At 72.5% G+C, this 26163-nt stretch carries 23 protein-coding genes and 1 tRNA gene; 8 read left to right on the top strand and 16 right to left on the bottom strand.

The genetic code is table 11. The features are described 5' to 3' along the window. Window positions 1–181: 181 nt before the first annotated feature. Complete coding sequence (locus SLAV_RS22175; protein ID WP_030238723.1) at window positions 182–760, bottom strand: TetR/AcrR family transcriptional regulator; 579 nt, start codon at window positions 758–760, stop codon at window positions 182–184. Between the two features lie 179 nt (window positions 761–939). Between SLAV_RS22175 and SLAV_RS22170 the strand changes: the two genes are divergently transcribed. Continuing rightward, window positions 940–4224 (top strand): S41 family peptidase, encoded by a 3285-nt coding sequence (locus SLAV_RS22170; protein WP_030238726.1) that lies wholly within the window; start codon window positions 940–942, stop codon window positions 4222–4224. Between the two features lie 67 nt (window positions 4225–4291). Here SLAV_RS22170 and SLAV_RS22165 read toward each other — a convergent pair whose 3' ends face one another. From SLAV_RS22165 to SLAV_RS22150, 4 genes are all read right to left on the bottom strand, one after another. Continuing rightward, window positions 4292–4477 carry a hypothetical protein gene (locus SLAV_RS22165; protein WP_030238728.1) on the bottom strand — a complete coding sequence of 62 codons (186 nt, stop codon included), beginning with the start codon at window positions 4475–4477 and terminating at the stop codon, window positions 4292–4294. Window positions 4478–4552: 75 nt separating this feature from the next. Further along, window positions 4553–5437, bottom strand: a complete 885-nt coding sequence (locus SLAV_RS22160; protein WP_030238731.1) for an SDR family oxidoreductase — start codon at window positions 5435–5437, stop codon at window positions 4553–4555. Next, a complete protein-coding gene (locus SLAV_RS22155; protein ID WP_030238734.1) occupies window positions 5434–6360 on the bottom strand; it encodes an alpha/beta fold hydrolase in 927 nt (308 codons plus the stop codon). The genes SLAV_RS22160 and SLAV_RS22155 overlap by 4 nt, the downstream gene beginning before the upstream one ends. Beyond that, complete coding sequence (locus tag SLAV_RS22150) at window positions 6357–7934, bottom strand: flavin-containing monooxygenase (protein ID WP_030238737.1); 1578 nt, start codon at window positions 7932–7934, stop codon at window positions 6357–6359. The genes SLAV_RS22155 and SLAV_RS22150 overlap by 4 nt, the downstream gene beginning before the upstream one ends. A 182-nt stretch (window positions 7935–8116) precedes the next feature. Here SLAV_RS22150 and SLAV_RS22145 point away from each other — a divergent pair, with 182 nt between their 5' ends. Then, entirely contained in the window at window positions 8117–8833 is a 717-nt protein-coding gene (locus SLAV_RS22145) for a MerR family transcriptional regulator (protein WP_030238740.1), read from the top strand. Here the strand turns inward: SLAV_RS22145 and SLAV_RS22140 are convergent. Continuing rightward, entirely contained in the window at window positions 8815–9618 is an 804-nt protein-coding gene (locus SLAV_RS22140; protein ID WP_030238742.1) for an exodeoxyribonuclease III, read from the bottom strand. The two genes, SLAV_RS22145 and SLAV_RS22140, sit on opposite strands and share 19 nt — an antisense overlap. Window positions 9619–9656: 38 nt before the next feature. Between SLAV_RS22140 and SLAV_RS22135 the strand changes: the two genes are divergently transcribed. Next, window positions 9657–10151 carry a GNAT family N-acetyltransferase gene (locus tag SLAV_RS22135; RefSeq protein ID WP_199922224.1) on the top strand — a complete coding sequence of 165 codons (495 nt, stop codon included), beginning with the start codon at window positions 9657–9659 and terminating at the stop codon, window positions 10149–10151. Between the two features lie 39 nt (window positions 10152–10190). Here SLAV_RS22135 and SLAV_RS22130 read toward each other — a convergent pair whose 3' ends face one another. The 8 genes from SLAV_RS22130 to galU all read right to left on the bottom strand — a co-directional run bounded on the left by SLAV_RS22130 (window position 10191) and on the right by galU (window position 17043). Continuing rightward, on the bottom strand, window positions 10191–11504 hold the full coding sequence (locus SLAV_RS22130; protein WP_078950607.1) for a CoA transferase: 1314 nt from the start codon (window positions 11502–11504) through the stop codon (window positions 10191–10193). A 138-nt stretch (window positions 11505–11642) separates the two neighbouring features. Beyond that, window positions 11643–11716 (bottom strand) — tRNA-Ala (locus SLAV_RS22125). A gap of 74 nt (window positions 11717–11790) precedes the next feature. Next, window positions 11791–12834: a divisome protein SepX/GlpR gene (sepX, locus tag SLAV_RS22120; RefSeq protein WP_030238749.1), complete on the bottom strand. Its 1044-nt coding sequence runs from the start codon at window positions 12832–12834 to the stop codon at window positions 11791–11793. 145 nt (window positions 12835–12979) lie between these two features. Continuing rightward, complete coding sequence (locus tag SLAV_RS22115) at window positions 12980–13609, bottom strand: GNAT family N-acetyltransferase (RefSeq protein ID WP_030238752.1); 630 nt, start codon at window positions 13607–13609, stop codon at window positions 12980–12982. 17 nt (window positions 13610–13626) lie between these two features. Next, the gene (locus SLAV_RS22110; protein ID WP_078950608.1) at window positions 13627–14238 is read right to left on the bottom strand and encodes a MogA/MoaB family molybdenum cofactor biosynthesis protein; all 612 of its coding nucleotides are present in this window, start codon (window positions 14236–14238) and stop codon (window positions 13627–13629) included. Beyond that, window positions 14235–14714: a cyclic pyranopterin monophosphate synthase MoaC gene (moaC, locus tag SLAV_RS22105; protein ID WP_030238757.1), complete on the bottom strand. Its 480-nt coding sequence runs from the start codon at window positions 14712–14714 to the stop codon at window positions 14235–14237. The genes SLAV_RS22110 and moaC overlap by 4 nt, the downstream gene beginning before the upstream one ends. An 81-nt stretch (window positions 14715–14795) precedes the next feature. Then, complete coding sequence (gene glp, locus SLAV_RS22100; protein WP_051841362.1) at window positions 14796–16136, bottom strand: molybdotransferase-like divisome protein Glp; 1341 nt, start codon at window positions 16134–16136, stop codon at window positions 14796–14798. 4 nt (window positions 16137–16140) lie between these two features. Then, the gene (gene galU, locus SLAV_RS22095) at window positions 16141–17043 is read right to left on the bottom strand and encodes a UTP--glucose-1-phosphate uridylyltransferase GalU (RefSeq protein ID WP_030238761.1); all 903 of its coding nucleotides are present in this window, start codon (window positions 17041–17043) and stop codon (window positions 16141–16143) included. Window positions 17044–17094: 51 nt separating this feature from the next. On the opposite strand from galU, the gene SLAV_RS22090 reads away from it, so the two are divergent. Beyond that, a complete protein-coding gene (locus SLAV_RS22090; protein ID WP_051841363.1) occupies window positions 17095–17739 on the top strand; it encodes a 5-formyltetrahydrofolate cyclo-ligase in 645 nt (214 codons plus the stop codon). Between the two features lie 11 nt (window positions 17740–17750). On the opposite strand, the gene SLAV_RS22085 is transcribed toward SLAV_RS22090, so the two are convergent. Then, entirely contained in the window at window positions 17751–20681 is a 2931-nt protein-coding gene (locus tag SLAV_RS22085) for a penicillin acylase family protein (RefSeq protein WP_030238767.1), read from the bottom strand. 289 nt (window positions 20682–20970) lie between these two features. Here SLAV_RS22085 and SLAV_RS22080 point away from each other — a divergent pair, with 289 nt between their 5' ends. The 4 genes from SLAV_RS22080 (at window position 20971) to SLAV_RS22065 (ending at window position 25679) form a co-directional block, all read left to right on the top strand. Next, window positions 20971–22431: a potassium/proton antiporter gene (locus SLAV_RS22080; RefSeq protein WP_030238770.1), complete on the top strand. Its 1461-nt coding sequence runs from the start codon at window positions 20971–20973 to the stop codon at window positions 22429–22431. A 590-nt stretch (window positions 22432–23021) separates the two neighbouring features. Next, a complete protein-coding gene (locus SLAV_RS22075) occupies window positions 23022–24377 on the top strand; it encodes an MFS transporter (protein WP_030238773.1) in 1356 nt (451 codons plus the stop codon). A gap of 67 nt (window positions 24378–24444) precedes the next feature. Next, window positions 24445–24762, top strand: a complete 318-nt coding sequence (locus SLAV_RS22070; RefSeq protein ID WP_030238776.1) for an FmdB family zinc ribbon protein — start codon at window positions 24445–24447, stop codon at window positions 24760–24762. 83 nt (window positions 24763–24845) lie between these two features. Further along, window positions 24846–25679 carry an S-methyl-5'-thioadenosine phosphorylase gene (locus SLAV_RS22065; RefSeq protein ID WP_030238777.1) on the top strand — a complete coding sequence of 278 codons (834 nt, stop codon included), beginning with the start codon at window positions 24846–24848 and terminating at the stop codon, window positions 25677–25679. A 58-nt stretch (window positions 25680–25737) separates the two neighbouring features. Here SLAV_RS22065 and SLAV_RS22060 read toward each other — a convergent pair whose 3' ends face one another. After that, window positions 25738–26100: a DUF6086 family protein gene (locus SLAV_RS22060; protein WP_100660940.1), complete on the bottom strand. Its 363-nt coding sequence runs from the start codon at window positions 26098–26100 to the stop codon at window positions 25738–25740. Window positions 26101–26163 lie beyond the last annotated feature (63 nt).

Raw genomic sequence — 26163 nt, 5'->3', positions numbered from 1 at the left:
TCTCCCGTTTCAGGTCGTGGGATGGATCCGGGACGGATCAGGGCGTCGAAAGCCGGCCCGACGACGAGAGCGGCGTGTCAGGAGCAGCGGGAAGTGCGTGTACGGGGTACGGCTGGACGGCCTGGACGGCTGTTCGGCTGTACGGGGAAGGGCGGAACGGTCGGGCGCGGGGAGCGGGGACTCAGACGCCGAGGGCGGGGAAGACCACGGCGTCGATGAACTGTCCGAGGAAGGCCCGGTCGACGGACCGGTCCTCGATCAGCGGGAGGGCGATGAACGCCCCGATGAGCATGTGCGGTACGAAATCCAGCGCCGGACAGTCCGGCCGGATCTCGCCCCGCGCCACCGCGCGCCGGAGCATCTCCTGGAGACCGTTGATCTCCGGGTCCACCAACAGGTCGCGCAGCGCCCTGTGGAGCTCCGGGCTCTCGTGCACCGCATGGGCCAGACCCCGCATGAGCGCGGTGTCCTTGGCCATCTGCACGTCGTCCGAACGCTCGACCATGAGCGCGAAGTCGCCGCGCAGGGTGCCCGTGTCGATCTCCCGCAGGGAGACCGGCTGGGTACACCGCAGTGCCTGGGCCACCAGCTCCGGCTTGCTCCCCCACTGGCGGTAGAGGGTGGCCTTGCTGGACTTCGTACGGGCGGCGACCGCGTCCATGGTCAGCGCCTCGTAGCCGACCTCGCGCAGGAGGTCGAGGACCGCCCCGTGGAGTTCGGCCTCGCGTTCGGGCGTGATCCGGCTGCGCCGAACCGACATGACGTCGGTCACCCGGCAGCTTCCCTTCATCACGACCACCCATCCGAACGAAACCGTTTCGTACTCCACGAAGACTACCCCCCTCTCTAACGAAACGAAACCGTTCCGTTTCGATCGGGGAGTGAGGTGGATCACCTGTACGAGTTGCCGCACCCCCCTGCCGCGGAAAGCATTGGGGGGTGAGTCACGACGTCGCGTACCTCCGCTTCCCGCACCTGCACGACGACCTGCTGTGCTTCGCCACCGAGGACGATCTCTGGGTCGCCCCCCTGGTCCCCGACGGCCGCAGCCCCGGCCGCGCCTGGCGGATCACCGTCGACCGGACCAGGGTCGGCCACCCCCGCTTCTCCCCGGACGGACGGCACATCGCCTTCACGACCTGGCGCAGCCTCGACCCCGAGATCCACCTCGCCCCCGTCGCCGGCGGACCCGCCCGCCGCCTCACCCACTGGGGCGCCACCGACACCCGCGTCTGCGGCTGGACCCCGCCCGACGAGGAGGGCCGCAGCGACATCCTCGCCGTGTCCTCCCACGGCCAGCCCTTCTCCTACTTCGCCTGGGCCTACAGCCTGCCCACCGACGGCAGCCCCGGCGGCCGCCTGCCCTGGGGCCCCGTCTCCGACATCGCCGTCCACGCCCCCGACGGCCCCGGGGGCGAACGCCGCAGCCTGCTCCTCACCGGGAAGCCCCCGCACGAGCCCGCCGCCTGGAAGCGCTACCGCGGCGGCGCCACCGGCCGGCTGTGGCTGCACGGGCAACGGCTGCTGGAGGACATCGAGGGCCACCTCGACTCGCCCATGTTCGTGAACGGCCGGATCGCCTTCCTCTCCGACCACGAGGGCATCGGCAACCTCTACTCCTGCCTCCCCGACGGCACCGGGCTGCGCCGCCACACCGACCACGACGCCTTCTACGCCCGGCACGCCTCCAGCGACGGCACCCGCGTCGTCTACCAGTGCGCCGGCGACCTCTGGCTCGTCGACTCCCTCGACGCCGACAGCACGCCCCGCCGGCTCGACGTCCGCCTCGGCGGCCCGCGCGCCGGCCGGCGCGTCTACCAGGTGCCGGCCGCCAGCAACGTCGACTCCCTCTCCGTCGACGCCACCGGCCGGGCCAGCGCCGTCGTCGTGCGCGGCAGCCTGTACTGGCTCACCCACCGCGACGGCCCGGCCCGCACCATCGCCGACACCCCGGGCGTACGGGTGCGGCTGCCCGAGATGCTCGGCAGCAGCGGACAGGTCGCCTACGTCACCGACGCCGAGGGCGAGGACGCGATCGAGATCGCCTACCTCCCCCGCGCCTCCGGGCCACGCGAACCCCGCCGGCTGGCCTCCGGCGAGCTGGGCCGCGTACTGGAACTGCTGTCCGACCCCGACGGGGAACGCCTCGCCATCGCCTCGAACGACGGACGGCTGCTGCTCCTCGACGCGACGGAGGAGTCCGACGGGGAGGTCACCGAACTCATCCGGTCCATCAACGGCCCCGTCACCGACCTCGCCTTCTCCCCCGACGGCTGCTGGCTGACCTGGTCGCACCCGGGCATCGGCCGCTCCCTGCGGCAGATCAAGATGGCCCGGATCTCCGGCCCCGGGTCGCGGGTCATCGTCGACGTCACCAACGGCCGCTTCGAGGACGAGAACCCGGTCTTCACCCGCGACGGCCGCTACCTCGCCTTCCTGTCCTGGCGCGGGTTCGACCCCGTCTACGACGTCCACACCGGCGACCTGTCCTTCCCCCTGGGCTGCCGCCCCTACCTGGTACCCCTCTCCTCGGCCACCCCGTCCCCCTTCGCCTTCTCCCCCGACGGCCGCCCCGCCGCGGGCGGACTCGACCCCGTCGAGGGGGAGAGCGGCGAGGGCGACGGCTCGGTGACCGTGGAGGTCGAGGGCCTGGAGAGCCGGGTCACCCCCTTCCCCGTGAGCGCGTCGAAGTACTCGGCCCTCCACCCCGTGCACGGCGGCGGACTGGTCTGGCTGCGCTGGCCCATCTCGGGCGCGCTCGGCGAGACCTTCGCCAACCCGGCCGACACCAGCGGCAAGCCGACGCTGGAGCACTTCGACATCACCAAGGCGCGCAAGAGCGAACTGGCCTCCGGACTGGACTGGTTCGCGGCCAGCGGCGACGGCACCCGCCTCGTCCTCAACGACGACGGCGACCTGCGCGCGGTCCCCGCCACCGAGTCCGGCGACGGCGACTCCACCGTCTACCTCGACCTGCGGCGCATCCTGCACGAGGTGGACCCGGCCGCCGAGTGGCGCCAGGCCTTCGAGGAGGCCGGCCGGCTCATCCGCGCCTACTTCTGGGAACCGGACATGTGCGGCATCGACTGGGACGGCGTCCTGCGCCAGTACCGCCCCCTGGTCGAACGGGTCGCCTCCCCCGACGAGTTCGCCGACCTGCTGCGCGAGGTCCTCGGCGAACTCGGCACCTCGCACGCCTACGTCTCCCCCGCCCGCCGCAACGAGGGCCCGCCGCACTACCAGCGGCCCATCGGACTCCTCGGCGCCAACCTGGTCTGCCGGGACGGGGCCTGGGCGGTCTCGCGGATCCTGCCCGGCGAGTCCTCCGACTCCAAGGCCCGCTCCCCGCTCGCCGGAACGGGCATCCGCGACGGCGCCGTCATCACCCACGTCGACGGCCGGCCCGTGGACCCCGTCGCCGGCCCCTACCCGCTGCTCGCGGCGGCCGGGGGCACCACCGTCGAACTCACCTTCCAGCCCGACGGAGGCGAGGGCCCGGCCCGCCGGGTCGCGATCGTCCCCCTCGTCGACGAACGGCCCCTGCGCTACCAGGACTGGGTCTCCAAACGGCGCGCGGTGGTCCGTGAGATCAGCGGCGGCCGCTGCGGCTACCTGCACATCCCCGACATGGGCGGCTCCGGCTGGGCCCAGTTCAACCGGGACCTGCGCCTGGAGGTCTCCCGGCCCGCCCTGATCGTCGACGTGCGCGGCAACGCGGGCGGGCACATCAGCGAACTGGTGGTGGAGAAGCTCACCCGCTCCATCCTCGGCTGGGACCTGACCCGCAACGCCCAGCCCGTCTCCTACGCCTCCAACGCGCCCCGCGGCCCGATCGTCGCCCTCGCCGACGAGGCGACCTCCTCCGACGGGGACATGATCACCGCGGCCTTCAAACTGCTGGGCCTGGGACCGGTGGTGGGCCAGCGCACCTGGGGCGGGGTCGTCGGCATGACCGGCCGGCACACCCTGGGCGACGGCACCGTCATCACCGTTCCCATGAACGCCGCCTGGTTCCCCGAGTACGGCTGGTCGGTGGAGAACCACGGCGTGGAGCCGGACCTGGCGATCCTGCGCACCCCGCTCGACTGGGCGGAGGGGCGGTACGCCCAACTGGACGACGCCGTGCACCTGGCGCTGGAACTGCTGGAGCAGGACCCGGCCGCGGTGCCGCCCGGGTACGCGGACGTACCGGACCTACGGCGTCCGAAGCTGCCGCCCCGGTAACCGGCGGGACGTACGAAGGGGGCGCGACCCGGCAACGGTGCCGGATCGCGCCCCTTCGTACGCCGGTTCAGATGTCCCAGTTGTCGTCGAGCTCGTCGTGCACCTTCGGCGCCTTCTGCTTGGCGCCGGGCTTCTTCTCGCCGGGCTGCTGCGCGCGCTCGGGCGTCCCGTCCTTCGCACCCGGGCGGGACGCCTTCTGCGCCCGGCTCTTGAGCTCCTCCGCCTTGTCCTGGAACTGGTCCTTGATAGCCATGCTCTTCACTCCATGAGGGGTGTCGGGGGTGGGCCTCGCCCAGACTTTCACGGGCGGACATCCCTCGCATTTCGATCAGTGACGCTGCGTGCGCGCCTTCTCGTCCGCCGCCCCGCCCGCACCCACGAGCCCCTTGGAGACCGAGGCGAGCCTCGGTCCGAAGCGCTTCATCTCGCGCTGTCCGGACGCCGCGATGATCCCGGGCAGGTAGCCGCGCACGCCCTGCATCCCGCGCAGCCACCCCTGCGCGTACACGTGCGGCGAGCGGCGCTCGATGCCGGCCACGATCCGGTCGACGGCCGGCCCCAGCGGGTAGGTGCGGTTCGCGGGCCACGGCAGCCGCCGGCGCAGTTCCCGCATGACCTCGTTCTCGTCGGCGCCGCGGACCATGTCGGTGTCGGTCCAGGAGAGGTAGCCGACGCCCACCCTGACGCCCTGGTGGCCGACTTCGGCGCGCAGGCAGTGGGCGAATGCCTCGACCCCGGACTTGGAGGCGCAGTAGGCCGTCATCATCGGCGCCGGGGTGATCGCGGCGAGCGAGGCGATCTGGAGGAAGTAGCCGCGGCTCTCCATGAGTACGGGGAGGAAGGCGCGGGCGGTGACGGCCCCGCCGATCAGGTTGACCTCGATCACCCGGCGCCAGGCCTCGGGGTCGGAGTCGGCGAACGGCCCGCCGGCGGCGACGCCCGCGTTGGCGACGACGACGTCCACCTTCCCGAAACGCTCCTTGACCTCCCGCGCCACCCGGGCCATCGCCTCGTGGTCGGTGACGTCGGCGTACCAGTGGTCGCTGTCGGTGTGCAGCCGCTCGGAGACCTCCTTGAGCGCCTCCGGCTCCAGCCCGACCAGCGCGACCTTCGCCCCGCGCGCGGACAGCTTGCGGGCGAGCAGTTCGCCGACGCCGCGGGCGGCTCCGGTGACGACCGCGACCTGGCCTTCCAGACTCCTGTGAGCGCTCACGCGGTCTTCTCCTTCTCGGTTTCGAGGTAGCGGGACGTCAGTTCGCGGATGGCCGCCGTCACGGCCTCCGGCGCCTCGACCGGGGTCATGTGGCCCATGCCGGTGAGCTCGGTCAGGCCGACGCAGTGCGGCAGCGCGGCCGCCAGCCCGCGGGCGTGCGCCACCGGGGTGAGCCGGTCGTCGCGGCCCGCGAGCACGGCGGTGGGCAGGGTCAGCCGGGCGAGTCCCTCGTCCAGGTCCAGCCCGGCCAGCACCACCGACCAGGCGTGGCGCACCGCCGTGGGGCAGCCGTGGACGATGCGGGCACAGGCCTCGACCCGGTCCGGCGCGGAGCCGGGGCCCATGGTCGCGTACCGGAGCACGGCGCGCGCGGCGGGCGTGACCGGCCCGAGGGGGGCGCGCGAGCCCAGCACCGCGCGGGTCAGCCGGGTCCGCACGCGCCCCGGGGGCAGCGGCAGCACGGTGGACCCCTCGACCAGCCCGGAGCTCCCGGTGCTGCACAGCAGGGCGGCCGCGGCGTGCTCGGTGAACTCGGGGCGCCCGGCGGAGGCCATGACGGTCATGCCGCCCATGGAGTGTCCCGCGACGACGGCCCGCTCGCCGGGGGCGAGGGCGGCCTTCAGCACGGCGGCCAGGTCGTCGGCGAGGGCGGTGGTGCTGTACCGCTTCGCGCCGGCCGGGCTGCGGCCGTGGCCGCGCTGGTCGTAGGCGACGACGCGGTGGTCCCGGGCCAGTTCGCGTATCTGGGCGGCCCAGAAGGCGGTGGAACAGGTCCAGCCGTGGGAGAGCACCACGGCCGGGGCCCCTTCGGCGCCGTGCACCTCGACGTGCAGGCGGGCCCCGTCGGCGGAGACGGCGGTCAGGGTGCGGGCCGGGGCGGGCGGCGCGTACCGCCCGGCGGTGACGTACGCGGTCCCGCTCACGCCACAGCCTCCCCGGCAGCGGCCTTCGCGGCGGCGTGACCCGGCTTCGCGGGCGGCCGCTCCGCCGCCGGCACCCGCTCCACGCGCCTCCCCCTGTCCCCGTCCCGCCCACGGATGACCTCGTACTCCGACAGGTCGACGCTCCGCGTCTCCTTGCGGAATTCGCCCGTCGTCCCCGGCCAGACGGTGGTGTTGCGGCCCTGCGCGTCCAGGTACCAGCTCGTGCAGCCGCCGGTGTTCCACACCGTCCGTTCCATCCGCGCCTGGACGCGCCGGTTCCACTGGTTCACCGCGGACGGCCGGGCCGCGAGCGCGGTCCGCCCGCCCAGGACGCCGAGCTGGCGCATGTAGTCCGCCATGTAGTTCAGCTGCGACTCGATCATCAGGATCATCGAGCTGTTCCCGAGGCCCGTGTTGGGCCCGATGATCGTCATCCAGTTCGGGAAGCCCGCGGCGGTCGCCCCGCGCAGCGCCTGCATGCCGTCCTTCCAGGCGTCGGCCAGGGTCTTCCCGTCGGCGCCCACCACCCGGTCGGCGATCGGCATGTCCGTCACGTGGAAGCCGGTGCCGAAGATGATCGCGTCGACCTCGGTCTCGGTCCCGTCGGCGGCGACCAGCACCGAGCCCCGGATCTCCTTCAGCCCGGAGGCGACCAGGTCCACGTCCGGCCGGGCGAGCGCCGGGTAGTACTCGCTGGAGAGCAGGATCCGCTTGCAGCCGATCCGGTACGAGGGCGTCAGCTTGGCCAGCAGCGCCGGGTCCTTGATCGAGCGCGCCATGTTGGCCTTGGCCAGCGACTCGATCAGCCCGAGCTGGTTCGGCCGCTTGGTGAACGCGCTGACCTGGAGCTCACGGATCCCCCACAGCAGCCCGCGCCGCGCCGCCCGGGTGAAGGGCAGCTGACGGTGGAGCCAGCGCTCCACCGCGGTGATCGCCCGGTCGGTGCGCGGCATCACCCACGGCGGGGTCCGCTGGAAGAGGGTGAGCCGCTCCACCTCGGGCGCGATGGCGGGCACGATCTGGATGGCCGAGGCGCCGGTCCCGATCATGGCGACGCGCTTGCCCCGCAGGTCGTAGTCGTGGTCCCAGCGGGCCGAGTGGAAGACCTTGCCGGGGAACTCCGCGAGGCCCGGGATCTCCGGCATCTTCGGGTCGGACAGCGGTCCGGTGGCCGAGACGACGACGTCGGCCGTGAGGTCCCCGCCGGAGGTCTCGATCTCCCAGCGCAGCTCGTCGGCGTCCCAGCGCATCATCCGGACCTCGTGGTTCAGCCGGATGTGCCGACGCAGCCCGAAGACGTCGGCGACGTGTTCCAGGTACTCCCGGATCGCGGGCTGCCCGGAGAAGGTCCGCGGCCAGTCGGGATTGGGCGCGAAGGAGAAGGAGTACAGGTGGGACGGGACGTCGCAGGCGCATCCCGGGTAGCTGTTGTCGCGCCAGGTGCCGCCGACGGAGTCGGCCCGCTCCAGGACGACGAAGTCCGTGATCCCCTCGCGCCGCAGCCGTACGGCGGCCCCGAGCCCGCCGAAACCGGACCCGATCACCGCCACCCGTACGTGCTCGCGTCCGCCCATGCCGTCGATGCCGCCCATGCCCGCCGCCTTCCGCTTCCGCAGTCCCAGCCACCACACCGCAACACTGCCAGCAATCACTGGCACAATCGGGAGGGTAGAGCAGCCCCGTACCCATGGGTAGGGGTCGCGCCCGGAAAGTTACTGCGGGTACGCCCTAGGCTGCGCCTGTGGCGGAGAACCCTATGGCCGAGTCAGGGAGCACCATGCGCGAATACCGGACGGAGGAACTCGCCGAGGCGGCCGGCATACCCGTCCGTACCCTGCGCTTCTACCGCGAGCGCAAGCTGCTCCCGCCGCCGCGCCGCGAGGGCCGGATCGCCTGGTACGACGACCAGCACCTGGCCCGGCTGCGCACCATCGCCGCCCTGCTGGAGCGCGGCCACACCCTCGGCGGCATCGCGGAACTGACCGCCGCCTTCGAGCACGGCCGCGACGTCGGCCAGCTCGGCGAGCTGCTCGGCATCGGCTGGTCGGAGGAGACCCCCGTCCGGCTGACCCCCGAGGCCCTGGCCGACTACTTCGAGGGCGAGGTCACCCCGGAGAACCTCGCGGCGTCCCTGGACCTCGGCTACCTCGCCACAGACGGCGAGGAGATCGTGCACGTCAGCCGCCGCCTGCTGGACGTCTCCTCGGCACTGGTCGGCGAGGGCGTCCCGCTCGCGGCGGTCCTGGAGACGGCCCGCCGGGTGCGCGAGCACGCGGACGCCCTGGCGGCCCTGTTCACCGACCTGATCTCCACGCACCTCACCGCCGACACCGAAACCGGCACCGGCACCGCCGAGGACCCGGTCACCCGCCTGCGCCCCCTGGCGAAGAGCGTGGTGGAGGCGGAACTCACGATGGCGATGGACCGCCTGCACCAGAGCCGGACCTCGGCCCCTCAGACACCGAGCTCGTAGACGACGGTCACGGGCGCGTGGTCGGACCAGCGCTCGGGGTGCGTCTCGGCCCGCTCGACGAAGGCCTTCACGGCCTTGCCCGCCAGCCCCGGGGTCGCGACCTGGAGGTCGATGCGCCAGCCGGCGTCGTTGTCGAAGGCCCGACCGCGGTAGGACCACCAGGAGTACGGCCCCTCCGCGTCCGGGTGCAGGGCGCGCACCACGTCCACGTACCCGGCCTCCGTGTAGACCTTCCCGAGCCACTCCCGCTCCTCGGGCAGGAAGCCGGCGTTCTTGCGGTTGGTCTTCCAGTTCTTGAGGTCGGCCTCCTGGTGGCAGATGTTCCAGTCGCCGCAGACCACGACCTCCCGCCCGTCGGCGGCCGCCCGCTCCCTCAGGCCCCGGAGGTAGGGGAGGAACTCCTCCATGAACCGGTACTTCTCGTCCTGCTTCTCGGTCCCGGCCTCCCCGGAGGGCAGGTACAGGCTCGCCACGGTCACACCGGGCAGGTCGATCTCCAGGTACCGGCCGCTGCCGTCGAACTCCTCGCTCCCGAAGCCGACCCGCACCCGCTCGGGCGCCCGCCGCGTGTACAGCGCGACCCCGGCCCGCCCCTTGGCCGCGGCCGGCGCGAACACGGTGTGCCAGCCCTCGGGCTCCCTGGCCTCGGCCGGAATCTGCCCCTCCTCGGCGCGTACCTCCTGGAGGCACACGACGTCGGCGTCGGATCCGGCGAGCCACTCCACGAAGCCCTTCTTCGCGGCGGCGCGGATCCCATTCACATTCACGGAGGTCACAGTGAGCATCCCTGCACCATAGCGGGATGGTTCCGTACGATATTCAAATGTCTCACGGTATAAACCTCCGCGCCGTACCGTACGACCACCCGGACGCGGTCGAGCTCGATGCCCAGGTCCAGGTCGAGTACCGGACGCGCTACGAGGGCGAGGGCGACGCCACCTTCCTCGACCCGGCGATGTTCGTCCCGCCCATCGGGCTGTACCTGCTCGCCTACGACGCCTCGGACGCCCCGGTGGCGAGCGGCGGCTGGCGCTGCCAGGACCACAACGACGAGGGCTACTCGGACGGCGACGCCGAGATCAAGCGCATGTACGTGGTCCCGGAGGCCCGCGGCACGGGCCTGGCCCGCCGCATCCTGGCGGAACTCGAAGCGGACGCCCGCGCGGCGGGCCGCACCCGCATGGTCCTCGAAACGGGCGACCAGCAGCCGGAGGCGATCGCCCTGTACCTCTCCTCGGGGTACTCCCTGTCCGAGAAGTTCGGCTACTACCGCTTCCACGAGTCCAGCCGCTGCATGACGAAGCCCCTGCACCCCTGAGGCGCGTGGGTCCGGGGGCTGGGCCTCCGGACCACTCCCCTACCGGCGGAGCCATTCGGCGGTGTCGGTCCCCCACCGCGAGGGCCCCCGCCCCCACTCCCCGAAGGGGCTGGCGGCGTACCGCAGCACCCCGTACCCGGACGAGGTCTCCCGCAGCCACGGCTCCGCCGTATGGCCCGCAGCCCCGCCCTCGCCCCTCGGCACGTCCCGGACCAGCCACGACGCCGTCCCCGCGAGGGAGAACCGCAGCAGCCGCCCGCCCCCCTCCGCGAGCGCCTTCAGCACGCCGGCCGCCATCAGGTACCCCGTCCCGTGGTCCAGGGCCTGCGCCGGCAGCACCCCCGGCCGGCCGTCCTCACCGCACGCGGCGGCGATCCCGTACCCGGCCTGCACCAGCGAGTCGAAGCCGCGCCGCGCCGACCACGGCCCGTGCCGGCCCCACGCGCACAGCTCCGCCACCACCAGGCCGGGCCACCGGGCGAGCAGTTCCCCGCCGCCCAGCCCGAACCGCTCCAGCGCCCCCGGCCGGTACCCGGTCACCACCACGTCGGCCTCGCCGAGCAGCCCCTCCAGCACGGCCCGGCCGTCCGGCCGCGCCAGGTCCAGCAGCGCGGACCGCTTCCCGAACCCGGTGTCGGCGTACGCGTCACCGGACTCCGCCAGCCCGGGCGGGTCGATCCGCAGCACGTCCGCTCCGAGCACCCCGAGGGTCCGGGTGGCGACGGGTCCGGCGATCACCCGGGTGAGGTCGAGCACCCGCACGCCGGCCGCGGGCAGCGCCGCCGGACCCAGCGCCCGCCCCCGCCCGGGCCCCCGTACGGTCTCCACCAGCGGCTGCGGCTCCCCGTACCCGGCCGTCACGGCCACGGCCAGCCCGCCCTCGGCGTAGACCAGTTCCTGCGCCTCCACGGCGCTGCGCGCCGCGAGCGCCCCGCGCACCGCCTCCGGGGTCCCGGGCACGCCCAGGGCCCGCACCAGGGCGGCCTCGTGGTGGGGGTAGTTGGCGTGGGTCCGCACCCACCCGTCGGAGGCCCGCCAGAACCCGGACAGCGGCGCGAAGGAGACCGGCGCCCGGCCGTCCACCCGCAGGTGCCTCTCGCTGACGAACGCGGTGGCCACGGCCCCCTCGTCCACCACCACCGGCTCCGCGTCCCGCAGCGCGCCCCCGGCCCGTACGGCGCCCAGCCGCGCCGCCGCGAGCCCGCACACCCCCACGCAGGCCCGCGCCAACTCCCCTACGGGCAGGGGCCCCTCCCAGCCGCCGGCCCCCCGGTACCGCACCCGCTCCGCCTCGTCGGCCGCTCCACCGAGCGCCGCCCACGCCTGCCCCGTCGCAACGTCAACGTTCCCCATCCGGCCATTGTGGGCCGGACTTCCCCCGGAAACGCCTCCTGACGGGCGATCACCCCGGAAACGCCGAGATCCCGCCCGGTCTTCCGACCGGACGGGATCTCGTGACGCTCTCGGGAGCAACCCGCGAGCTGTCGTCTGTGGACCTGTGGGGATTTGAACCCCAGACCCCCTCGATGCGAACGAGGTGCGCTACCAGACTGCGCCACAGGCCCTTGCGACGTGTGAAACATTAGCATCCCCGGGCGGGTGCTCCAAAACGCGTTCCGCGCAGGTCACCCGCACCCCGTCACTCGTTGGCGGCGCGGGGCCGGTCCTCGCCCTCGTACTGGTCGAAGAGCGGGGTGCGGCCCCGCCCCTGGCCCCGGGGGCGCGGGGCGGACGGGGTCTTCTGGTCCGGGGTCTTCTGGTCCGGGCCCGGGGCCGGCTTCGGGAGGGCCGGCTGGGCGCGCAGGCGCGGGTCGGTCGGCTCCGCGGCGCTGGAGCGGGCCGAGCTCCAGCCGTCGGGGGCCGCCGGGCCGGTGGCGCGGGGGGCGACGGGGGCGGTCACGTAGGTCGGCAGCGGGACCGGCACCGGCTCCCAGCTGTCCCCGCGCGCCGGTCCGCGCTCCCGCTCGCGCTGCTGGTCCACCCACTCGGCGTGGTCGGTCTGCTCGACGAGCGCACGCCGCCCGGCCTCCTGCGGGGAGAGCGGCGGCGCGGGGTCCGGTTCGGCTCCGGCCTCGGGGGCGTCCTCGGCGGGCCGGCGGCGCAGGCGGCTCTCGCGCAGCTGGCGCGCGGCCGCCTCGGCGCGGCGCCGGTCCATCGTGAACTCGTAGCGCCGTCGCTCCTGGACCCGCAGGTGCACGATGTACGCGCTCAGCAGCAGGGCCGGAACGGCCGGTGCCCACAGGTACCGCAGGCCGCCGACGGCAGCGGCGATCGCGCCGCCGCTGAAGACGAGGAAGAGAAGCGCGGTGGTGCGCCGGCGGCGCGCGAGCACCTGGAGACGCTGCTGCCGCCTGACCCGCTCGGCCTCGCTCGCTCTCGGCTCGGTCCTGGTCGGGGACATGCCGAGGGCCCGGGCGTCGGCGGCCACGGAATTCACCGTTTCCGTCGCCGCTTCCGGGTCCGCGTGGGGCTGGGGCTCCGCCTGTTCCTCACCGCGCTCACGCAGCCCCTTGGCATAACGGCGCTCCATTCCCGCCCGGCCGGAAAGCAGCCGGATGGCAGTGGAGAAGCGTTCCGTCGGACGGGCTTCGTTCAGCTCGTCCTGCCTGCGGAGCCACATGGGCACCAAGTAGGCGGCCCAGGCCCCGACAATGACTGCGTAGATGAGGCCGCTGCTGCTCACACCCCACACCGTAGAGGGGCGCGGCCGAGGGGATCAGCCAATTGAGCCGGTGTGTCGCACGATCCGGCTGATATCACGGACTTTTTTTGTGATTCTTCGGATCAGGTTATGGGCGAATCGGCCAGAAATTCGAACGTTTTTGCGATTACCTGATTTCCGGCGGCCCGGACGCCGATCCCTGCGGCGGCTTCCGCGTCCGGTGCCAGCGGCGCACCAGCCCCTCCGGCACCTCCTCCACCGTCAGCGCGAAGACCAGGTGGTCCCGCCACGCGCCGTCGATGTGCAGGTAGCGCGGTCTCAGCCCCTCCTCGCGGAAGCCGAGCTTCTCCACGACCCGCCGGCTCGGCACGTTCTCCGGCCGGATGCACACCTCGATCCGGTGCAGCCCGACCTTCCCGAAGCAGTGGTCGACGGCCAGCGCGACCGCCGTCGGCATGACCCCGCGGCCCGCCACGTCCCGGTCCACCCAGTAGCCCACGTGGGCGGCGCACATCGACCCCCAGGTGATCCCGGCGACCGTCAGCTGACCGACCAGCCGGCCCTGGTACTCGATGACGAACGGCAGCATCCGGCCCGCGTTGGCCTCCGCCCGCAGGTGGCGGACCATCTGCCGGTACGTCGGCCGCTGGATGACCGGCCCCCACGGCGCGGGCGGCGGGATCGTCGCCTCCCAGGGGCGCAGCCAGTCGCGGTTGCGCCGGTTGACCTCGCGCCAGGCGCGCTGGTCCCGCAGCTTTATCGGCCGGAGGGTGACATCGCCGTCCGTCAGCACCACCGGCCAGGTGGGGCCGTTCAGCTCTGGCTCCCGGGCTGCGTCGCGGGTCTGGGGTGGTCGCCGCCGCGGAGCTGGTCCACGGCGTGCGGCAGGATCCGGGCCAGGACCGCGAGGCCGTCGCGCACCCCGCCCGTGGAGCCGGGCAGGTTGACGATCAGGGTGCGGCCCGCCACGCCCGCCAGGCCCCGCGACAGGGCGGCGGTCGGTACCTTCTCCAGGCCTTCGGCGCGGATGGCCTGCGGGATCCCGGGGATCTCGTAGTCCAGTACGCGCGCGGTGGCGTCCGGGGTCCGGTCGGTCGGGGAGATGCCGGTGCCGCCGGTGGTCAGGATGACGTCGTACCCGGCGGCCACGCCCTCGCGCAGGGCCAGCTCCACCGGGTCGCCGTCCGGGACGACGCGCGGGCCGTCCACGGCGAAGCCGAGGCGTTCCAGCGCCCCGGCGAGCAGGGGGCCGCCCCGGTCCTCGTAGACGCCCTGGGACGCGCGGTTCGAGGCGGTGACCACCAGCCCGCGCGGTGCGGGGGTCCCGGCGGCGGGCCGGGCCGCCGCCGCGGGGGCCGGGGCCGGGGCCGCCTCGACGTCACCGTGGCTGTGGCTGTGGACCTCGCCGCCGCGGGGGGCGTTCACGCGCGGGTCCAGTCGCCGGACTTGCCGCCGGTCTTCTCCTCCACCCGGACGTCGGTGATGACCGCGCCCTTGTCGACGGCCTTCACCATGTCGATCACGGTGAGCCCGGCGACCGCGACCGCGGTCAGCGCTTCCATCTCGACGCCCGTGCGGTCGGTGGTCCTGACCGTGGCGAGGATCTCCACGGCGTCGTCGGCGACCTTCAGGTCCACCGTCACGCCGGACACGGCCAGCGGATGGCACAGCGGGATCAGGTCCGGGGTCTTCTTGGCCCCCATGATCCCCGCGATCCGCGCGGTGGCGAGGGCGTCGCCCTTCGGTACGCCCTCGCCGCGCAGCAGCTCGATCACCCGGGGGGCCACGAGGACGCGTCCGCTGGCCCGGGCCGTCCGGGTGGTGACGTCTTTCGCCGAGACGTCTACCATCCGGGCCGCGCCGGCCTCGTCGATGTGCGTCAGCCTGCTCTGCGTACTCATGTCTGCGTGCCACTCCCGCTCCGGGCCCCCTGGAGCCCGGGGGCCTGTGTGGTGCAACACGCTACCCGCACCGGGGGGTCCTCAGCCGAGCAGGATCACTTCCAGCTCGGCCCCCGGCTCCACCGAGGTGACGTCCTCCGGCACCACCATCAGCGAGTCCGCGTGCGCCAGTGCCGCGATCAGGTGGGAGCCCGATCCGCCGACCGGACTGACCGTCCCGCTCTCGGGGTCGTGGGTGCCGCGCAGGAACTGGCGGCGGCCGGCCGGCGAGCCGATCGGCCGGTCGGCCTTGAGCACGGCGCGCACGCTCGGCCGGCTGACCTCGGACGCGGGCAGGCCCATCAGCGCCCGGATCGCGGGACGCACGAACAGCTCGAAGGAGACGTAGGAGGACACCGGGTTGCCGGGGAGGGCCAGCAGCGGGGTGTGGTCGGGGCCGACCGTGCCGAAGCCCTGCGGCTTCCCGGGCTGCATGGCGAGCTTGCGGAAGTCGACGCGTCCCGCCTCGACGGCCTCGTCGCCCGCCGAGACGGAGGTCAGCGCCTCCTTGACCACGTCGTACGCGCCGACGCTGACCCCGCCCGTGGTGACGAGGAGGTCGGCCCGGATCAGCTGGTCCTCGATGACGCCGCGCAGGGTCTCGGCGTCGTCGGCGACCGCCCCGACCCGGTAGGCGATGGCGCCGGCGTCGCGGGCGGCGGCGGCGAGCGCGAAGCTGTTGGAGTCGTAGATGGCCCCGGCGGCCAGCGCCTCACCCGGTTGGACCAGCTCGCTGCCGGTGGACAGGACCACCACCCGGGGGCGGGGGCGGACCCGTACGGTGCCGCGGCCGATGGCGGCCAGCAGGGCGATCTGCGGCGGGCCGAGGACGGTGCCGGCGGCCAGGGCCAGGTCGCCGGCCTGGACGTCGCTGCCGCGCGAGCGCACGTGCGCCCGCGCCTCGGCGGCGCGGTGGACGCGCACCTCGCCGCCCGCGCCCTCGGGCGCGGCGCTGGCCGGGGTCATCCCGGAGGCGGCGCCGCCGCCCGTGCCGCCGTCGGTCCACTCGACCGGGACGACGGCCTCGGCGCCGGGCGGCAGCGGGGCCCCGGTCATGATGCGGGCGGCCTGGCCGGGGCCGACGGTGGGCAGTTCGCCACTGCCCGCCGCGACGTCGCCGATGACGGCGAGCACCGCGGGGAACTCCTCGCTCGCACCCTGGACGTCGGCCACGCGGACGGCGTACCCGTCCATGGAGCTGTTGTCGAAGGGCGGGAGGGCGACGGGCACGGTGACGTCCTCGACCAGGACACAGCCCTGGGCGTCGAGCAGCTGGAGCTCGATGGGCTCCAGCGGCCGGACGGCGGCGAGGACGTCCGCGAGGTGCTCGTCCACCGACCACAGACGGTGCGGTGCGGTGTCCTGCGGTGCGGAACTGCTCACGGTCCTACATCTCCTCCGTGACGTAACGGTGAAGCCAGGTGCGGAACTCCGGGCCCAGGTCCTCACGTTCGCACGCGAGTCGGACGATGGCCCGCAGGTAGTCCCCGCGGTCCCCGGTGTCGTAGCGGCGGCCGCGGAAGACCACGCCGTGCACCGGGCCGCCCACGCTCTCGTCGGCGGCCAGCTTCTGCAGGGCGTCGGTGAGCTGGATCTCCCCGCCGCGGCCCGGCTCGGTCTCCCGCAGTATGCCGAAGATCGCGGGGTTGAGGACGTACCGTCCGATGACCGCGAAATTGCTGGGGGCCTCGGAGGCGTCCGGCTTCTCGACGAGTCCGGTGACGCGGACGACGTCCGGCTCTCCGGTCGGCTCGACGGCGGCGCAGCCGTAGAGGTGCACGCTGGCCGGGTCGACCTCCATCAGCGCGATGACGGTGCCGCCGGTGCGCGCGTGGATGTCGACCATCTGGCGCAGGAGGGGGTCGCGCGGGTCGATGAGGTCGTCGCCGAGCAGGACGGCGAAGGGCTCGCTGCCGACGTGCGGCTCGGCACAGAGGACGGCGTGACCCAGGCCGCGCGGGTCGCCCTGGCGGACGTAGTGCATGGTGGCCAGGTCGCTGGACTCCTGGACCTTCTTCAGCCGGTCGTCGTCGCCCTTGGCGATGAGGGCCGACTCCAGCTCGTAGTTGCGGTCGAAGTGGTCTTCGAGGGCCCGCTTGTTACGTCCTGTGATCATCAGGACGTCGTCCAGGCCGGCCGAGACGGCCTCCTCGACCACGTACTGGATGGCCGGCTTGTCCACGACCGGGAGCATTTCCTTGGGGGTCGCCTTGGTCGCCGGAAGGAACCGAGTGCCGAGGCCCGCGGCCGGGATGACGGCCTTCTTGATCACGGGGTGCGACTGAGTCATGGGCAGAACGATAGTGGGTCGTGCCGAACACCCGCCCAGATTCCGGTAATTATGTCCGGATATACACATATAGGAAAGGTATGTGACCTCATAGTGACGGAGCACCCCCCGCCCGAGAAGGCCGCCCTGCGCCGGCAACTGCTGGCCGCCCGCCGCGCCCTGTCCCCCGAGTCCCGCGGCGCGGCCGCCCGCGCGCTCGCCCGCTCCGCCCTCGCCCTGCCCGAACTGGCCGGGGCGCGCACGGTGGCGGCGTACGTCTCGGTCGGCGCGGAGCCCGGCACCCACGAGCTGCTCGACGCGCTGCGCGCGGCCGGCAAGCGGGTGCTGCTGCCCCTGCTGCTGCCCGACAACGATCTCGACTGGGCCGCGTACGAGGGCCCCGGCAGCCTCACCGAGGCCGCGCACCCCGGGAAGATGCGGCTGCTGGAGCCCTCCGGACCGGCGCTCGGCCCGGAGGCCGTCACCGCCGCCGACGCCGTCCTGCTGCCCGGACTGGCGGTCGACGGGCGCGGCATGCGGCTCGGCCGCGGCGGCGGCTCGTACGACCGGGTGCTGGCCCGGCTGGAGCGCGCCGGGACGCACCCGGCGCTGGTGGTGCTCCTCTACGACGAAGAGGTGGTCGCGCGGGTCCCGGAGGAACCGCACGACCACCCCGTCCAGGCGGTCGCCACCCCGTCGGGGGTGGTGCGCTTCTGACGCCTTCGGCGTTACGGCTTCAGCGTCAGCGTGTCGACCGTCGACTTGTCGACAGCCTCCTTGCCGAAGGGCCACTCCAGCAGTTCGCCCTTGGCCCACATCGTCGTCTGGTCCGTGTACGTGGAGGCGTACGCGTGACCGGAGGCCCCGGTCAGGTTGATCCAGCGGGACTTGTCCAGGTCGTTGAGGTTGACGACCATCCGCATCGACGGCACCCAGGTGACCCCGTACCCGCTGGAGGCGTTCCAGCCGGTCGCGTTGACGGTGGCCTCGCCGCCGCCCAGGTTCCACGGGCCGCGGTTGAGGAGCCACTGCATGAAGCCGGGGCCCTCGGTGCCGATCGTCTGGTTCTTCAGGTTCAGCTGGTGCAGCCGGCCCCAGGTCCAGGTCGACTGGTCCTTGCCGAGCTTGGCCGTCAGCTCCCAGCGCGCGTCGTTCATGGCGCGGGCGAAGAGCTGGTCACGGGTGGTCGTCGCCGGCTTGGTGAGCGTCTTGGGCGAGGACCACCACGGCGACTTCTCGTCCTTGACCAGGCGGCGCACCACCTCGAACCAGCGGTCGCCGCCGTCCGGCTGCGCCGAGTCGGGGCCGCGGGTGCCGCACTCGCGGACCGTCTTGGTGAGGTCGTCGTTGGGACCGCCGCTCTCCTGGACGTTGGCGCAGCTGCCCTCGATCCGCAGCTCCTTGGGCATCTTGTCGCCGAAGGACAGCTTGAGGATGTTGCGCCAGACCGCGTTGAAGTAGGCGGCGGCCGCCGAGTCGTTCTCCTGCGTGTAGTTCCAGCCTTCGAGGAGCTTCTGCGCCGAGCGCACGTCCGGGTCCGAGACCTGGATCTTGGCCAGCATCGGGGTCAGCAGCGCGGCGATCTCGCTGCTGTTGTCCATCTGCATGGTGCGCATGTCGTCGGTCGAGATCTTGCCGCTGTCCTTGATCTTCGCCTCGATGAGGTCGTTGATCCGCTGGCTGCGGGCGCCGTAGCCCCAGTCCGTGGTCAGCACGTACGGGTACTTGCCGGGGCCGGACTCGGTGACGGCCTGGTTGGCGGTGACGACGTAGCCGCGGGCCGGGTTGAGCTCCCAGGGCATCTCGTTCTGCGGGATGTAGCCCGCGTTGCCGTCCTTGCCGCCCTTCCAGGCGTACTTCGGGTCCCAGCCGGGCGCCGGCATGCGGCCGTCGCCCTGGCCCCGCATCGGGATGCGGCCCGGGGCCTGGTAGCCGATGTTTCCGTTGGCGCCCTTGTTGTCCGCGTAGATCAGGTTCTGCGAGGGGACCTCGAAGTCGGCCGCGGCCGCCCGGAAGCTCGCGAAGTCCTTGGCGCGGTCGAGCTTGAACACCGCGTCCATCGACTTGCCGGGGTCCAGGGCGGTCCAGCGCAGGGCGACGGCGTAGCCGTTGCCGCGGTCGGGGGCCGACGTGGGGACGGGGGCGCGGACGCCCACGGTCTCCAGCTCGTCGCTGCGGTCGGAGATCAGCGGTCCGTTGTTGGTGGTACGGACGGTGATCTTCTTGCTCTTGCCGCCCGCGACCTTGATGACCTCTTCACGGGTGGTGAAGGGGAGCACCTTGTTGTCGTAGACGTAGCCGTCGGGCTTGACCTGCTCCAGGTAGAGGTCGGTCACGTCGGCGCCGAGGTTGGTCATGCCCCAGGCGATGTCGGCGTTGTGGCCGATGACCACGCCGGGCATGCCCGAGAAGGTGTAGCCGGCCACGTCGTACTGGCACTGGGGCGAGACGGCGCGGCAGTGCAGGCCCATCTGGTACCAGACCGAAGGCAGCTGCGGGGAGAGGTGCGGGTCGTTCGCGAGGAGCGGCTTGCCGGTCGTCGTGTACTTGCCGCCGATGACCCAGGAGTTGGAGCCGATGCCGCTGCCGTTGGGGCCGAGGATGGCGGGGATCTCGTCCAGGGTCTTGGAGAGGGAGGTCAGCTGCGTGCGCAGGCCGACCGTGGCGCCCTGGGCGGAGGCGTTGCCGGCGAGGCCGGTGCTGCCGCCGTTGGGGGTGGCCTGCGAGCCGGTGCCGGTGCCCGTTCCGGTGCCGGTGCCGGTCGAACCGGTTCCCGTGCCCGTTCCCGTGCCGGTCGTGCCGGTGCCGGTCGTGCCCGTTCCGGTCGATCCCGTGCCGGTGCCGGTGCCCGTACCCGTGCCCGTTCCGGTGCCGGTCGTGCCGGTGCCCGGGGTTCCCTGGGGGGCGTACTTGCCGCCCGCGACCGCGCCGCCCTCGACGATCGGCTTGTTCCGGTCGAAGGGGTACGGCGGGTAGAGCTCGTCGATCTGCGCCTGCGAGAGCGTGTTCGCCATCAGCGAGCGGTCGATCTCGTCCTGCATGTTGCCGCGCAGGTCCCAGGCCATGGCCTTGAGCCAGGCGACCGAGTCCACCGGCGTCCACTGTTCCGGCTTGTAGTCGCCGGTCAGCTTGAGGGCGGCGTGCTCGACGGAGAGGTCCTTGCCGGACTTCCCCTTCAGGTACGCGTTGACCCCGTCGGCGTAGGCCTGGAGGTACTTCTTGGTCTCCGGCGAAAGCTTGGTGTCGTACTCGGCCTGGGCGACCTGGCGCCAGCCCAGCGTGCGCAGGAAGGCGTCGGTCTCCACCTGGCCGGACCCGAACATCTCGGAGAGCCGGCCGGAGGTCATGTGACGGCGCACGTCCATCTCCCAGAACCGGTCCTGCGCGTGGACGAAGCCCTGCGCGCGGAAGAGGTCCTCGTCGTTGTCGGCGTAGAGCTGCGGAATCCCGTGCTCGTCGCGCTTGACGTCGACGGTCCCGGTCAGACCGGGGACCTTGAGGGAGCCGGTGGTCTGCGGGAAGGAGGCGCGCACGGTGTCCACGCTCCAGTACGCGCCGTAGCCGATTGCCGCCAAGAGCACCAGGACCAAGACGAGCACGAGCAGGCGTGCGCGTCGTCCCTTCTTCTTGACGGAAGGTCCGGATTCATTGGCGGGCATCGCTGTCCTTAGAGGGGCAGGGTGGTCCTGGGAGTGCTGGGAGCAACCATAGGCGCAGGACCCTGTCCGTTGATCCGCCAGGGGTCGAGGTCATGAGGACAGGACCGAACAGGCGTTTCACAATGTGACTATCACGTCAAGGAATCGTCAAAGATTAGGTAAGGTAACGAAGTAACTTGCCGGACGCGCCTCCGGAAGGAACGATCCGCCGCTCCGTCAGGCGCGCTGAGGAAAGGGCCGCCCGCTGACTGTCCACACGCTCAACGAGCTCCTGCTGGTCTGCTCGCTCGTGCTGCTCGTCGCGGTAGCGGCGGTACGCATCTCCTCACGCAGCGGCCTCCCCAGCCTGCTCATCTACCTCGGCATAGGCATAGCGATAGGCCAGGACGGCATCGGCAACGTCGTATTCGACAATGCCGAGCTGACGCAGGTCATCGGTTATGCCGCACTCGTCGTGATCCTCGCCGAGGGTGGTCTGGGCACCAAGTGGAAAGAGATCAAACCCGCTCTGCCGGCCGCGATCGTGCTGTCGCTGGTCGGCGTAGCGGTGAGCGTGGGCGTCACGGCGGCGGGCGCGCACTACCTGGTCGGGCTGGAATGGCGCCAGGCCCTGCTGATCGGCGCGGTCGTCTCCTCGACCGACGCGGCGGCCGTCTTCTCCGTTCTGCGGAAGGTCCCGCTCCCCTCGCGGGTGACGGGCGTGCTGGAGGCCGAGTCCGGATTCAACGACGCTCCCGTCGTGATCCTGGTGGTGGCCTTCGCGACGGTCGGACCGGTGGACGACTGGTACGTCCTGCTCGGCAAAATCGCGCTGGAGCTGGCGATCGGCGCCGCGATCGGCCTGACGGTGGGCTTCCTGGGGGCGTACGGACTGCGGCACGTGGCACTGCCGGCCTCCGGTCTGTACCCGATCGCGGTGATGGCGATAGCCGTGGCCGCGTATGCCGCCGGCGCGATGGCGCACGGTTCCGGCTTCCTGGCGGTGTACCTGGCGGCCATGGTCCTCGGGAACGCGAAGCTGCCGCACTGGCCTGCCACCCGCGGGTTCGCGGACGGGCTCGGCTGGATCGCGCAGATCGGCATGTTCGTGCTGCTGGGCTTGCTGGTCACCCCGCACGAGCTGGCGGGCGACTTCTGGCCCGCGGTGATCATCGGACTGGTGCTGACGATGGTGGCGCGGCCCCTGGAGGTCTTCATCAGCCTCCTGCCCTTCCGGATCCCGTGGCAGGAGCAGGCCCTGATGTCGTGGGCGGGCCTGCGTGGCGCCGTCCCCATCATCCTGGCGACCATCCCGATGGTGACCGGCATCGAGGGCAGCGACCGGGTCTTCAACATCGTCTTCGTGCTCGTCGTCGTCTACACCCTGGTCCAGGGCCCGACCCTGCCGTGGCTGGCGCGCAAGCTGAAGCTCGGCGACACGGACGAGGCCGCGGCGGACCTCGGGATCGAGTCGGCGCCGCTTGAGAAGCTGCGCGGGCACCTGCTGTCCTTCGCCATCCCGCCCGCCTCGCGCATGCACGGGGTGGAGGTCAGCGAGCTGCGGCTGCCGGCGGGGGCGTCGGTGACGCTGGTGGTCCGGGACGCGAAGAGCTTCGTACCGGCGCCTTCGACCGTGCTGCGGCGCGGCGACGAGCTGCTGGTGGTGGCCACGGATCCGGTACGCGACGCGGCGGAGGCCCGGCTGCGGGCGGTCGCGCGCGGCGGCAAGCTGGCGGGGTGGCTGGGCACCGGGGGCGGAACCTCGTTGTAACGGCGGCCGACGGACGGCGGCGCCGACCGGAACTCCCGGCACCTTCGGCACCCCCGGGCGGCCACCGCCGGCCGTCGACGCACTTCGCCACCCACCTGTAGCGATTTGTCGACTTTGTGGACACCTGCGGCCGCCGCCCGCACGGTCACCCGTGGTGGGTCGGCGGCGATTTTCGGTGACGGAGGGTGACGCAGAGGCGGGCCAGATGAACACTCCGCTATAGAGCGTTGCTCTAAACTGGCCAGTTTCAGTGGCGTATGACCTTCTTCGCCCCCATTTCATGGGCGCCGGAATGCGAAGCTCCAGTTAATCGCAGGTGAAGACACGAGTTGCCAGAGAAATCACAGGGCGTGGTAGCGGATTCCCCTGTACGATGAAGGCACACCAGATCGAACCAACTCTGCCTGACGCAGAGCTGGCGCGACCGCAAAGCGGCCGTGGCACCCTCCCGCAGTGGGCGCCCAGGTATCACTCGGTTCTGCGCAAGAGGACAGCTCTCGGGGCTCCCACATGTACGGGTGCGGTCGCTCACAAGGCGGCACACCGTCCGCAGACGGGGACGCTCTACCAGGCAGCGGAAAGGCCAGGCCGTGACATCCGCGGTCACGACCGACAAGTCCGCCACGTCCACCCGACCCGGCTACGGGCAGCTGCTGCGCACGCCCGACGCCCTCGGCTTCGTCCTCCCCGGCTTCGCCGCCCGTCTGCCGTTCGGCATGCTGACGATCAGCATCCTGCTGCTCGTCCAGCACGCCACCGGCTCCTACGGCGACGCCGGCATCGTCGCCGCCGTCACCGGCGTCTCCATGGCCCTCTTCGCACCGGTCATGGGCAAGTTCACCGACCGCCGCGGCCAGAGCGCCGTGCTCGTGCCGGTCGTCCTCGTCCACGCCGCCGCGGTCTCCGCTCTGACCGCGCTGGCCCTCCTCGGCGCCCCGCTGTGGGCGCTCGCGCTGGCCGCCGTCCCGGCCGGCGCATCCGTCCCCCAGGTCGGGCCCATGGTCCGCTCCCGCTGGGCGGCCAAGCTCGAAGGATCCCCGCTGCTGCCGACGGCCGCCGCGTTCGAGTCCGTCACCGACGAGTTCACCTTCGTCGTCGGACCCGTGCTCGCCACCGCCCTGTGCACCGGCATCCACCCGGCGGCCGGTCTGGCCACCGAGGCGGCGCTGACCCTGCTCGGCGGCCTCTTCTTCGCCGCGCAGCGCGCCACCGAGCCGAAGCCCGCCCCGGTCCCGGCCGGCGGCCAGAAGCACGCCTCCGCGCTGTCCTTCCCGGGCCTGCGCGTCCTGATCGTCGCCTTCATCGGCATCGGCGCCGTCTTCGGCGGCATGCAGGTCTCGCTCGCCGCCTTCTCCAACGAGATCGGCAACCCGGGCGCCAACGGTCTGCTGTACGGCATCTTCGCGGCCGGCAACATGACCGCCGGCATCGCGATGGGCGCCATCGCCTGGAAGATCGGCCCGCGCCGCCGCCTGATCCTCGGCTACATCGGCCTCACCGCCGCCGCGTCCGTCCTGTGGGCCGCCCACTCGATGATCCTGCTGGGCGCGCTCGGCCTGGTCGTCGGCCTGTGCATCGCCCCGGCACTGATCACCGGCTACACCATGATCGAGCAGCTGATCCCGGCCGCCTCGCGCACCGAGGCCTTCACCTGGCTCACCGGCGCGGTCGCCTTCGGCCAGGCCGGCGCCGTGACCCTGGCCGGCCGGCTGACGGACGCGCACGGGTCCTCGTACGGTTTCCTCGTGCCGCTGGTGGCCACCGCCCTCGCGCTGGTCACCCTGCTGGCCCTGCGGTCGAAGCTGGCGCCCGCGGCCACGAGCCGGCTCGTGAATTCGTCCGCCCCCGCCGCCTCGGCGTCCCGTGCGGCAACCCCCGCGCCGGCCGCCCGGAACCGGGTGAACGAGCGTGGCATGGGTCACCGCCAGCCTGTGACGGTGGACTGATCCGCCGGAATACGTCACCATGGAGCGTCGTTAGCACTCATTGAGTCAGAGTGCCAGGAGGAAATTCGTGCCGACCTACCAGTACCAGTGCACCGAGTGCGGTGAGGGCCTTGAGGCCGTGCAGAAGTTCACCGATGACGCACTGACCGTGTGCCCGAACTGCGACGGACGCCTGAAGAAGGTGTTCTCCGCGGTCGGCATCGTCTTCAAGGGTTCCGGTTTCTACCGGAACGACAGCCGTGGCGCTTCGTCGAGCAGCACGCCCGCCTCGAAGCCCTCGTCCTCGTCCTCGACGACGACCACCGCAGCGCCTGCCGCCGCTTCGTCCTCCTCGACGTCGTCGTCCGGCACGGGCAGTAGCGTCGGCTCCACTTCCGCCGCCTGACCCGTACGCCTTCCTTTTTCCGTAAGGCCCCGCTCGCCCTCCTGGGCGGCGGGGCCTTACGCGTACCCGGTTAGGGTGGCGCCATGGTCAACGCAGAGATCGGTGTCATCGGCGGCTCGGGCTTCTACTCCTTCCTGGACGACGTCTCGGAGATCCAGGTGGAGACCCCGTACGGGCCCCCCAGCGACTCCCTGTACCTGGGTGAGCTGGCCGGGCGCCAGGTCGCCTTCCTGCCCCGGCACGGGCGCAGCCACACCGTGCCCCCACACAAGATCAACTACCGGGCCAACCTGTGGGCGCTGCGCTCGGTCGGTGTCCGCCAGGTGCTGGGCCCGTGCGCGGTGGGCGGGCTGCGGGCCGAGTACGGGCCGGGCACGCTGCTCGTCCCGGACCAGCTGGTCGACCGTACGAAGTCCCGCGCCCAGACCTACTTCGACGGGGAGCCGCTGCCGGACGGCAGCGTCCCCAACGTGGTGCACACGACCTTCGCCGACCCGTACTGCCCCGTCGGGCGCACGGTGGCGCTCGAATCAGCGCGGGGGCGCGGCTGGGAGCCGGTGGACGGCGGCACGATGGTCGTCATAGAAGGGCCCCGGTTCTCCACGCGGGCGGAATCGCGCTGGCACGCGGCGGCGGGCTGGTCGGTGGTCGGCATGACCGGGCACCCGGAGGCGGTCCTCGCCCGCGAGCTGGGACTCTGCTACACCTCGATGGCCCTGGTCACCGACCTGGACGCGGGCGCCGAGACGGGCGAGGGCGTCTCCCACACGGAGGTGCTCAAGGTGTTCGGCGAGAACGTCGGCCGGCTGCGCGAGGTCCTGTTCGACGCCGTCGCGGCCCTCCCGCCGACCGCGTCCCGCTCCTGCCTGTGCACCCATGCCCACGACGGCTGGGACCTCGGCATCGAGCTCCCGTAGCCACGTTTCCCCCCCCCGGCCTCGCCTTCCCCCGTCCGGCTCAGCCGGCTCAGCCGGCTCAGCCGCTCACGGCCGGCCGCATCCCGCGGACGAGTTCGCGGAGCCGGTCCGCCCGGTCCCCCTCCCCCAGGTCGAGGGGGATCCGGGCGTTCGCGGCCAGGGCCGCCACGACGGCGGTGAACCCTTCGGACAGCGCGGCGGCGACGGGATGGCTGCCGCGCAGGTACCGGCTCACGAGCTCCTCGGCGAACCGGGCGAGCCCCACGGGGTCGACCTCGCTGTCGTCGGCCTCCATGTGCCCGATCCCGGAGGGGATCCCCAGTTCCCGCTCGAAGGCGGCCACCTGCGCGAGGAAGAGCCGGGAGACTCCTGTCGCCGGGTTCCAGAGGACCTCGTCACCCATGTTGTAGTACTGGCTCATGCGTCGATGATCGCGTGGAGGAAGCCGCGGCCCGGGCATCGGGTGGGGTGGCCTCCGGGCCCA

Source organism: Streptomyces lavendulae subsp. lavendulae (assembly GCF_002803845.1).
GTDB lineage: Bacteria > Actinomycetota > Actinomycetes > Streptomycetales > Streptomycetaceae > Streptomyces > Streptomyces lavendulae.
This window is presented reverse-complemented; position numbering and strand designations above follow the sequence as displayed.

Coding starts and splice junctions, on each gene's coding strand:
- SLAV_RS22175 (WP_030238723.1), bottom strand. CDS start 760: ATGTCGGTTCGGCGCAGCCGGATCACGCCCGAACGCGAGGCCGAACTC.
- SLAV_RS22165 (WP_030238728.1), bottom strand. CDS start 4,477: ATGGCTATCAAGGACCAGTTCCAGGACAAGGCGGAGGAGCTCAAGAGC.
- SLAV_RS22150 (WP_030238737.1), bottom strand. CDS start 7,934: ATGGGCGGACGCGAGCACGTACGGGTGGCGGTGATCGGGTCCGGTTTC.
- SLAV_RS22145 (WP_030238740.1), top strand. CDS start 8,117: ATGGCCGAGTCAGGGAGCACCATGCGCGAATACCGGACGGAGGAACTC.
- SLAV_RS22140 (WP_030238742.1), bottom strand. CDS start 9,618: ATGCTCACTGTGACCTCCGTGAATGTGAATGGGATCCGCGCCGCCGCG.
- SLAV_RS22135 (WP_199922224.1), top strand. CDS start 9,657: ATGTCTCACGGTATAAACCTCCGCGCCGTACCGTACGACCACCCGGAC.
- SLAV_RS22130 (WP_078950607.1), bottom strand. CDS start 11,504: ATGGGGAACGTTGACGTTGCGACGGGGCAGGCGTGGGCGGCGCTCGGT.
- moaC (WP_030238757.1), bottom strand. CDS start 14,714: ATGAGTACGCAGAGCAGGCTGACGCACATCGACGAGGCCGGCGCGGCC.
- galU (WP_030238761.1), bottom strand. CDS start 17,043: ATGACTCAGTCGCACCCCGTGATCAAGAAGGCCGTCATCCCGGCCGCG.
- SLAV_RS22090 (WP_051841363.1), top strand. CDS start 17,095: ATGTCCGGATATACACATATAGGAAAGGTATGTGACCTCATAGTGACG.
- SLAV_RS22085 (WP_030238767.1), bottom strand. CDS start 20,681: ATGCCCGCCAATGAATCCGGACCTTCCGTCAAGAAGAAGGGACGACGC.
- SLAV_RS22065 (WP_030238777.1), top strand. CDS start 24,846: ATGGTCAACGCAGAGATCGGTGTCATCGGCGGCTCGGGCTTCTACTCC.
- SLAV_RS22060 (WP_100660940.1), bottom strand. CDS start 26,100: ATGAGCCAGTACTACAACATGGGTGACGAGGTCCTCTGGAACCCGGCG.